The organism is Mycobacterium sp. (genome assembly GCF_049281135.1).
Lineage (GTDB): Bacteria > Actinomycetota > Actinomycetes > Mycobacteriales > Mycobacteriaceae > Mycobacterium.
In genome coordinates, this window is sequence record NZ_JBAPRN010000063.1 from 1 (window position 1) to 8823 (window position 8823).

Below are 8823 nucleotides of genomic sequence, written 5' to 3' on the forward strand. Positions count from 1 at the left end.
GCTCGACGAACGGACCGCGTACGGCACGTTGCGGGTGCGCCTGCCGTCGCGGACCAAGGGCTTGCCGTCTTATCCTGATCCGCCGGCCGATCAGGGCTTGCTGCCTGGCATGCCCACGCCGGAGGAAGGGCCCTGGGCCCGCTAGGGAACGTTGTCGTCTGAGGCGGTCATCACCGGCGCCGCCAACGGCAGCGGGCCGGCGATTGCGCGGGTGAGATCGCCCCTCGTGCAGACCTGTTCGGCTGTGTTGATCCCGTATCACTCCGGTGCTTCGAGGGCCGAGTCGAGGTCCAGCCGTGCCGCCAGCTGCGCATGGATGTCGGATAGGTGGTCACGCCAGTGCTCGAGCGCAGCATGCACCGCGCCGGCTGAAACCAGTTCAGCCAGCTTCGCGTGGGCCTCGGCGGATCCGTGCGTCAGCCCGATGTCGCCGCTGCGACTGGCGCTGGCCAGGCGCCGGACATGGCCTCGAATGAGGTAGTGGAGCAGCTTGCAGTACTGGGCAAGGACCGGATTTCCGGCGAGCTCGACGAGCCGGACATGAAACTGATCGGCCGCCTTGGTGGCGGCGGCGCCGTCCTCGGCAGCGCGCTGCTCGTCCACAAGCGCGTAGAGGTTCTTGATCGCGTCGGCGTCGCGGGAGCGGGCCAGTTGAGCCACCGCGGCAGGCTCGATCATCAGCCGGGCGGTCAGCACGTCGCCGAGCGTGGTCTTGCGGTGCCTCAGCAGATCGCTGAGATAGCGGGTGGCCAGTTTCGTCGCGGGCCGAAGAACCGTTGTGCCACCGCGAGATCCGCGCTGCACCGTGATCAGGTGCTCGGTTTCCAGGATGCGAAATGCCTGCCGTAGTGTCGGGCGCGACACTCCGAACCGCTTGATCATCTCGGGCTCCGACGGCAGTAGGTCACCCTCGGTCAACTCGCCGAGGACGATCTGCTTGCGGATCTGGGCAGCTACCAGCGAAGCGGCGTTGGAGGAAGGCCCCTCCGCGTCGGTGACCAACTCAGACAAGGTCCTACCTCTGCGCTTTCGCCGGCTAGCCTTCGGCACTCATGCTTGTGGTTGAGGTTAATTTATCACCGATTCATTTGTGGAATGACGGTTGGCGCGCGGGCCGCACCCGCAAGCTGCTGGCGTCCCCATATCGCTACCGGTGCCGCCGGTGCTAACATATCGTTTATTGATAGAACGAATAACGGGGCCGTGTCTTCGGGAGCACGAGTGATTGCTACGTCCGCCGCCGGCGAACAGGACGACCTGCGCGCCACCGCGCGAGCGTTCTTCGCCAAACACTCCGACGAGCCGGCGGTCCGTTCGGTGATGATGACTACCGACGGCTACGACCCAGATCTGTGGCGGCAGATGGCCGACCAGCTCGGTTTGCAGGCCCTGCTGATTCCCTCCGAGTATGGCGGCGCGGACTTCCGATTCGTTGATGTACAGGTCGTCGCGGAGGAGATGGGCCGGGCGCTGGTCTGTGCCCCGTATCTGTCGTCTGCTGTGTTGGTGGTCCACGCCCTGCTCGCAAGCGCCGATGCGGACCGCTGTGCCGAGCTGCTTCCCGGAATCGCCGATGGAACCCGCATCGCCGCACTGGCTTTCACCGACGCCAGCGGCTGCTGGGAAGCAACAACTGGCGAAGTGCACGCCCACCTTGGCCGGCACGGGTGGACGCTGACGGGTCGTCGGCGGTTTGTCCTTGACGGTGCGGTCGCCGATACGGTCTTGGTCGCCGCCATCACGCCGGCGGGCCCGTCGTTGTTCGCGGTGGACAACGCCGCCGCCGGGTTCCACGCAACGCCGTTGGCTACGATCGATATGACCCGCCGGCAAGCCGATTTGACCTTCGATGACGCTTGCGCGTTCCTGATCGGAGAGGCCGGCGCTGCCGACGACTACCTGGGCTCCGCGTTCGATGCCGGTCTGGCAGCGCTGGCCGCTGAGCAGGTGGGCGGCGCGCGTCGGGTGCTGGAAATGAGCGTGGAGTACGCCAAGATCCGCCATCAGTTCGGTCGTCCGATCGGATCGTTTCAGGCCATCAAGCACAAGTGCGCGGACATGCTGGTGCAGGTGGAGTGCGCCGCGACCGCGGCGCACTCGGTCGGTGAGGCCATCGACGAGAACTCCGCCGAGACCACCACACTGGCCAGCCTGGCAAAGGCATACTGCTCGCAGGCGTACTGCGGTGTGGCGGCCGAGAACATTCAAGTTCACGGTGGGATCGGGTTCACCTGGGAGCACGCGGCGCACTTGTACTTCCGCCGCGCCAAGGGCAGCCAGATGCTGTTCGGAAACGCGGCATTCCACCGCCAACGACTGCTGAAGGAACTCGGATTGTGAGCACACCGGCCGAGCTGGCCACCACCTTTCGCGACGCGGCGCTCGCGGCTTTGCCAGGTGCGTCGGCCTACATAGGGGGCCGGTGGGTAGTCGGCGGCGGTCAGCGATACGCACACCTCGACCCAGTCAGCGGTGAGCCGCTGCGCACCTGGACGCTGGCTGGGCCCAGCGAGATCGACAGTGCCGCCCAGACGGCCTCGCACGCGCAGACGCAATGGGCGGCAGTGTCCCCCGCACAGCGGCGGGACAAGCTCCTGGCGTTTGCCGACACGATGGTGTCGGACGCCGACACCCTGGCCTCGATGGTGTCGCTGGAGATGGGCATGCCGCTGAGGATTTCGCGCGCGGGGGTGCGCGCCGCCGTCGAATGGTTTCGTCACTACGCAGGTCATGCCGACAAGATTGACGGTGTGGTGCCCTCCGTCGGGCCGGCTCGCGCGGCGCTGGATTACACCCGCTACGCACCCTATGGCGTGGTCGCCGCGATCATCCCGTGGAATGGGCCCATCGTCGCCCTCGCGCTCAAGATCGCTCCAGCCCTGGCCGCCGGCAATGCCGTGGTTGTCAAACCCTCCGAATTCGCACCGTTTTCCAGCCTGTACTTGGCGTCGTTGGTCACCGCTGCCGGATTGCCCGCCGGCGTCGTGAACGTGGTGGCTGGTGGCCCCGACGTGGGAGCGCGGCTGTGCGCCCACCCAGATATCAAACTGGTTTCCTTTACCGGAGGCGCCGCGGCGGGACGCGCGGTCTCCCAAGCCGCATCGGTGCGCCATCTACCGACCATCCTCGAATTAGGCGGCAAATCAGCTTCACTGGTTTTCCCAGACGTCGATATCGACAAGGTTGCCAAACTATCTGCGTTCATGGGCATCGCCCAAAACAGTGGTCAGGGTTGCTTCCTGCCGACAAGACTGCTCGTGCAACGTTCCGCTTATGACCGCGTGCTCAACGGCGTTGTCGCCGAGGCAAAACGGTTTCGGCTGGGTGACCCTTTTGATCCGGCGACCACCATGGGCCCCGTCGTCAACGTCGGCGCCCGCGACCGCATATTGGGCATGATCGACGCAGCGCGTCGCCGGGGGGACGGCCGCCTGGTATACGGCGGGGCGGCGGCGACCGGTGACCTCGCAGGCGGAAACTTCATTCAGCCAACAATTTTCGCTGAGGTGGACCCCGACAGCCCGCTCGCGCAGGACGAAGTGTTCGGCCCGGTGCTGAGTGTGATGGCATTTGACGACGAATCAGAGGCGGTGCGCATTGCCAATAACAGCCGGTACGGTTTGGCTGGTTACGTGTGGACGGCGGACCTCGGGCGCGCGCACCGCGTCGCCGAGGCATTAGACGCTGGCTATATCTCTGTCAATGGCATGGCTGCCTTACCACCTGCGGCGCCCTTTTCGGGGTGGAAGGAAAGCGGACACGGTGTCGAGGGTGGTCGGCATGGCCTGAATGAGTATCTGCGCATCAAGAATGTTCACGTCCAATGGTGACCAAACCGCAACGCCCGCCGTCCGATCGAGCCTAGGCCGTTCGAACCGACCGAAGGATTTCCGATGACCCCCTCTTACAAGACCACGTTTGAAACCGTGCTCTTCGACGTCGCCGACCACATCGCCACCATTACGTTGAACCGGCCAGAGGTGATGAACTGCTTCAATCAGCAGATGCTCGACGAGTTCAGTGAGATATGGCGTATCTGCCGCCATGAAGACGACATCCACGCCGTAGTTCTGCGTGCCGCGGGCGAGCGGGCGTTCTCCACAGGGGTCGATCGCAAGCTCGGCCGCTTCCGTCATCCCAACCCGTTGTCCGAAGACGATCCCGGATTCTGGTTGGGCGCCAAGCAGAATCGAGTGTGGAAGCCGTTGATCTTGGCGATCCATGGTCTGTTCGCCGGCGGAGCCTTTTACTGGCTCAACGAATGTGATGTCGCGATCTGCTCCGATGACGCCACGTTCTTCGACCCGCACACCACCTACGGGATGGCGTCGGCGCTCGAACCGGCCGCATTGCTGCGCCGCATTCCATTCGGCGAGGTGATGCGCATTGCGCTGTTCGGTAACGAGGAAAGGGTAAGCGCTGCACGAGCATTGAGCATCAGCTTGGTCACCGAGGTGTTGCCCCGTGAGCAGCTATGGGACCGGGCCCACACACTTGCCGCGCGACTCGCCGAGAAACCGCCGCTGGCGGTACAGGGCACCGTGAAGGCGGTATGGGATTCGCTATCGATGACTATCGAGGCGTCCCGCTCGGTTCCCTTGATGTACACCCAGCTCATCAACGAAAAGACCAAGCTGGAGTTCGCGTCGGGCGCTGAACGTACCTGGGAAATCCGTTGAGAGACAAGCACCGCGCAGTTCGGTATCGGGGCCGGGGGTAGGGGCATGCAGCCCGACGAGTTCACCCGGATGCGCCTTAGCGCCGAACTGGGCGTCGCGACCATTACGCTGAGTCGCCCCGAACGGCGAAACGCCTGGGGCGGCCACACCGCCGCGGAGTATCGATGGGCATTGCACTGGTGTCATGTCGACCCCGAGGTGCGGGCCGTGGTCGTCACGGGAGAAAACGACTTCTGCGTCGGCGCCGACTCGGCGGCCCTAGATGACATCGGGGACGGCGGCGGTGCCTATGAGGTCGATCGGGTGGATCTGCCCGATTTCCCGGCTGAGACGCCACAACACTTGCGCCGCAACCACTTCTATCCTCTGGCGATTTCTGTTCCGGTTATTGCGGCGATCTCTGGTGCTTGCGCGGGCGCCGGGTTCGTGGTTGCCAGTTACGCCGATATACGCTTCGCTGACCGGCAAGCCAAGATCGCAACTGCGTTTGCTGCACTCGGTTTACCGGCGGAGTACGGGCTGGGATGGTTGCTGCCACGCATCGTCGGGTTGTCAAGCGCTGCCCAGCTGCTGTATTCACCGCGTCCGATCACCGCCGCGCGCGCCGCGGATCTCGGCTGGGTGCAGCGGGTCTGTGAGCCCGGCGAGGTGGTCGCGGACGCCGTCGCGTACGCGCGAGGATTGGCTACCGGAAGTTCTGCCGAATCGTTGCGGATGATGAAACGACAGCTGTTCATCGATTCGGCACTCGGTTTCGGCGACGCTTATCGCGCCTCGGTGCAAGACATGAACACCGCGCTGGGGTCGGCCGATTTCCGGACGGGCGTGCGGGCGCTGCGCGCGAAAAGACCGCCTGATTTCCTGGCCGCCCGACCGTCCGCCGACGGGGCATAGCGGGTTGGCTTGCAACCGATTTGCGTGTCGCGGGAGTTTGCACATCTTCGGATTCAGAACCGACTGATAATATAACGAATGATCTTGGTGCAAGCGTGGGATAGCACCGCTAGGAGAGACCATGGCGAATGTAGTGCGCGCCGTACAGCTTCCGAAGATGGCGAACATTGTCGCGGCCGATCTTCGGGAGCAGATCATCGAAGGTGTGCTCAACGAGGGGGACCCTCTACCGCCCGAGGACCAACTCATGGAACACGCCCGCGTCGCCCGTACCACGGTGCGGGAGGCGTTGCGAATCCTGGAATCCGAGGGTCTGTTGGTCGTTCGGCGCGGAGCGCGTGGGGGAGCGCGCATACGCACTCCCAGCGTGAGCAACGTCGCTCGCTATATCGGCCTGGTGTTGCAATGTGAGGGCGCCACCCTCCGGGATGTCTACGACGCTCGGCTGATGCTGGAAGCGCCGGCGGCGGGATTGTTGGCGCGCGCTGATGACCGCGGCGACATCGTGGCGGCTCTGCGGGAAGCCTTGGCCAATGAGGAAGAGGTCCTGGACAACCCCGTCGAACTGTCCCGCGCCTACGGGCGCTTTCATCAACTGCTGGTTCAGCTCTCCGGTTCGCAGACCTTCGAGGTGCTCACCGCGGTATCGAACCGCATTATCCAGGCCCAGGCCGATCGGTACATGAGTTCGCGTGGCTCCCAGCCCGAACGCAGGCGTGCCACCGATGCGGCGCACCGGGCGCATGAGCGGTTGGTCAACCTCATCGCCGCCGGCGCGACCCAGGACGCCGAGGAATTATGGCGCAAGCACCTCGCCGCCGGCGACGTTGAGTTGCTCGCCGATCCAGAGGTCAACAGCGTTCTCGATCTGCTGGACTGACTAAAGCGCCACTTCTGCGATCCCATCCGAACGTGGACGATGCCTAGGGCTGCTCGCAACGAACGTCCCGGGTTTCTCCAAAGCCCGATAATACGAGCTATCATAGATCGAATAATTCTCCGAGTGACCGTTTGGGTGGGTGACATGTGAGTAACGAACTGCGACGCCGGCTACGCGAGTTTGTGGCCGCCAACCCGCCGCCGGATCTGCGCGGAGTCGGCAAGCCGGAGCGGATAGCCGGCCAAAGGGCATGGGCGGCGACGATGTACGTCAACGGACTTGCCGGTCCAGCGTGGCCACGCGAGTACGGGGGGATGGCTCTGACGTTGTCCGACCAAGTCGCTTACCACGACGAACTCGCCACGCTGTCGGTGCCGCCGCATCCTGGTAACGGTCCCTTGATCGCGGGGCCCACCCTGCTGAAGTTCGGTACCGAAGAGCAGAAGCAGCGGTATTTGCCGGCGATGCTGCGTGGCGATGAGGTTTGGGCTCAAGGCTTTTCGGAGTCTGAGGCTGGCTCGGACCTGCAATCGCTGTGCACTACGGCAGTTCGCGACGGCGACCACTACGTGGTGCGTGGTGCCAAGCTGTGGAGCAGCTACGCCGACCTCGCCGACATGATGTTCGCGTTGGTGCGCACCGGGTCGCGCAAGTCTGGCCGAGATGGCATCAGTTATCTGCTCATCGACCTGCATGCCGACGGAGTCGCGGTGCACCCGGTGCGCGACATGAGCGGGCACGCGCGGTTCTGTGAGGTCGTGTTCGATGACGTCCGGGTGCCCGTGGCCAACCGCGTGGGCGCGGAGAACGGCGGCTGGCCGTTGGCGCGCACCACTCTGGGCAACGAACGGGCCGCCCGGTCGCTGAGTCAGGCGAGTGCCTACAGACGCCGGTTGGACTCGCTGACCAGACTGTTGAAGAGTCGCCACGCACTTGACGACCCACTCGCCCGAGACAGGTATGCGCAGTGTGTCATTCATGTCCGGATCCTGTACCTGCACGCCGTCCGCGTGGTCGCCCGTCATGAGTCCAATTCCGATCCCGGGCCGTCCGCGTCCGTCGCGCGCTTGCATTTCAGTCTGCTGGAACAGGAGTTCCACGAGCTTGCCATCGACCTCCTCGGCCCCGACGCGCTGATCGCGACCGGGCCGGCCGCGGTCGAGAACGGCCGCTGGCTCACCGGTTTCCTACACTCGCGTGGCGCAACCATCGGTGCCGGCACCGCTGAAATACAGCGCAACACCATCGCCGAACAGCTGCTCGGGCTGCCCCGCGACGAATCTGTGTTGTGATCGTGAGCTTCCACGCCCTTCCCCGATATCAGCGGGACCGCGTTGACAAATGCGATGTCATATCTCTGCACCAGCCGAAAAGATGATGGCCCCGGCATAGCAATTACTGGTCATCTGTTGTATCGATTTCGTTGTATTGAGCGGCTGGCGGCCAATGGTTAGGGGAGCGGCACGGGCGAGTCGACCGGAGACAACAAGAGGCGGTTTGTGTTGGTCGGAAGACTTCGAAAAAGGTTGCAACACAACGCAATTAACCTGATATCCGCCTGGGGATCAAGTGGTCGCAGTGCGCCTTCCCCTATCTGGGTGCGGCCGTGCGCGTCCACCAGAACGGCAGTAGCTACCTGCACTATCCGCCGGCGTTATCCAGGACGCGATCGAGTGACAAGTAGCGCTCGGGATCGATGAGCGCAGCGCGCGCCATCGTGTTGTGAGCCATTTTGACGTGTGCCGCGTCGACCAGCACACCGTTGACGCCGACCGCGCCGCGCCCGTTCGCCTCGGCCTCCCGGTATGCGGTGAGATTGCGCTCAGCGCGCGCGATCTCGGCTTCCGTCGGCGAATAGACCTCGTTGGCAACAGCGACCTGGCTCGGGTGGATTGCCCACTTGCCGGTGTAGCCGATCATGGAGGCCCGGCGTGCGTCGCGCTCGTAGCCCTTCAGATCGCCGTAGTCCGGGTAGGGGGCATCGATCGCGTCGACGCCAGCGATGCGGGCAGCGACCATGATCTTGTTGCGTGCGTAATGCCAGAAATCGCCGGGGTATTCGCCGATCGGCACGAAATTGGTGTCGACCCGCGCTCCCTGGGACAGCGAGAAGTCGCCCACCCCGAAGATCAGCGCATCGATCCTGGGACTGGCGACCGCGATCTCCTCTGCGTTGGCCAGACCCGCGACCTCTTCGATGAGCACCTCGAGGCGGATCTGGCGGCCCAGTTTGACTTTGGCCTCCAGTTGCGTCAGCAGCAGATCAACCCACCACACGTCGCGTGCTTTGCACGCCTTCGGGACGACAATGGTGTCCAGGTTCTTCCCCGCGCGAGTGACGACTTCGATGATGTCGTCGTGGCACCACTG

Annotated in this window: 8 protein-coding genes; 6 read left to right on the forward strand and 2 right to left on the reverse strand. The window is 64.2% G+C overall.

The window, feature by feature from the left end; translation table 11 throughout:
- Nucleotides 1–258: 258 nt before the first annotated feature.
- Nucleotides 259–1011: a FadR/GntR family transcriptional regulator gene (locus tag WAN02_RS02530; RefSeq protein WP_422262544.1), complete on the reverse strand. Its 753-nt coding sequence runs from the start codon at nt 1009–1011 to the stop codon at nt 259–261.
- Between the two features lie 210 nt (nt 1012–1221).
- Between WAN02_RS02530 and WAN02_RS02535 the strand changes: the two genes are divergently transcribed.
- From WAN02_RS02535 to WAN02_RS02560, 6 genes are all read left to right on the forward strand, one after another.
- Nucleotides 1222–2340 carry an acyl-CoA dehydrogenase family protein gene (locus WAN02_RS02535; RefSeq protein WP_422262546.1) on the forward strand — a complete coding sequence of 373 codons (1119 nt, stop codon included), beginning with the start codon at nt 1222–1224 and terminating at the stop codon, nt 2338–2340.
- On the forward strand, nt 2337–3830 hold the full coding sequence (locus WAN02_RS02540) for an aldehyde dehydrogenase family protein (protein ID WP_422262548.1): 1494 nt from the start codon (nt 2337–2339) through the stop codon (nt 3828–3830). Before WAN02_RS02535 ends, WAN02_RS02540 begins: the two co-directional genes overlap by 4 nt.
- A gap of 63 nt (nt 3831–3893) precedes the next feature.
- Nucleotides 3894–4679 carry an enoyl-CoA hydratase/isomerase family protein gene (locus tag WAN02_RS02545; protein WP_422262551.1) on the forward strand — a complete coding sequence of 262 codons (786 nt, stop codon included), beginning with the start codon at nt 3894–3896 and terminating at the stop codon, nt 4677–4679.
- A gap of 45 nt (nt 4680–4724) precedes the next feature.
- Nucleotides 4725–5573, forward strand: coding sequence for an enoyl-CoA hydratase-related protein (locus WAN02_RS02550; protein WP_422262553.1), 849 nt, complete (start codon nt 4725–4727; stop codon nt 5571–5573).
- 121 nt (nt 5574–5694) lie between these two features.
- Nucleotides 5695–6453 (forward strand): FadR/GntR family transcriptional regulator, encoded by a 759-nt coding sequence (locus WAN02_RS02555; RefSeq protein WP_422262555.1) that lies wholly within the window; start codon nt 5695–5697, stop codon nt 6451–6453.
- A 146-nt stretch (nt 6454–6599) separates the two neighbouring features.
- Complete coding sequence (locus WAN02_RS02560; RefSeq protein WP_422262556.1) at nt 6600–7745, forward strand: acyl-CoA dehydrogenase family protein; 1146 nt, start codon at nt 6600–6602, stop codon at nt 7743–7745.
- A gap of 349 nt (nt 7746–8094) precedes the next feature.
- On the opposite strand, the gene WAN02_RS02565 is transcribed toward WAN02_RS02560, so the two are convergent.
- Nucleotides 8095–8823: HpcH/HpaI aldolase/citrate lyase family protein (locus tag WAN02_RS02565; protein ID WP_422262558.1), on the reverse strand; the 729-nt coding region annotated here is incomplete at its 5' end.

Bases quoted from the DNA above. Each gene is read 5' to 3' on its own strand.
- WAN02_RS02555 (WP_422262555.1), top strand. From the start codon at position 5,695: ATGGCGAATGTAGTGCGCGCCGTACAGCTTCCGAAGATGGCGAACATT.
- WAN02_RS02550 (WP_422262553.1), top strand. From the start codon at position 4,725: ATGCAGCCCGACGAGTTCACCCGGATGCGCCTTAGCGCCGAACTGGGC.
- WAN02_RS02545 (WP_422262551.1), top strand. From the start codon at position 3,894: ATGACCCCCTCTTACAAGACCACGTTTGAAACCGTGCTCTTCGACGTC.